General features: G+C 32.2%; 1 protein-coding gene. It reads left to right on the top strand.

Features of this window, described 5'->3' with window-relative positions:
• On the top strand, positions 1 to 323 hold a 323-nt coding region (locus tag D7Y13_RS50275), incomplete at its 5' end, for an OsmC family protein (RefSeq protein WP_208734751.1).
• Between the last annotated feature and the right edge of the window lie 71 nt (positions 324 to 394).

Genomic DNA, 394 nt, shown 5'->3' with positions numbered 1-394 from the left:
ATCCCGAACTTCACAATCCTGAAGATTTATTGTTGGCTTCTGTTTCATCCTGTCATTTATTATGGTATCTGCATTTTTGCTCGGTCAATAAGATTTTGGTCTTAGAATATATAGATTTTGCTGAAGGAACAATGATCGAAAGTGAACATGGAAGTGGCAAATTCACTGAAATAATTCTTAAACCTAAAATTTTAGTTGCAGAAAAGAATATGATTGAAAAAGCAATTGAGCTGCATCAAAAAGCAAATGAATATTGCTTCATTGCCAACTCTTTGAATTTTGAAATAAAACATCAACCAGAAATTAATTACAAAAATGATTAAAACAAATTATAAAAACCCAGACGAAAATGGATATTACGGAGAATTCGGCGGCGCATTTATCCCCGAAATGC

It is taken from the genome of Corallococcus praedator (genome assembly GCF_003612125.1).
Taxonomy (GTDB): Bacteria; Myxococcota; Myxococcia; order Myxococcales; family Myxococcaceae; genus Corallococcus; species Corallococcus praedator.
Note: the sequence above shows the minus strand (reverse complement) of the source record. Positions and strands in the feature narration are given on the sequence as shown.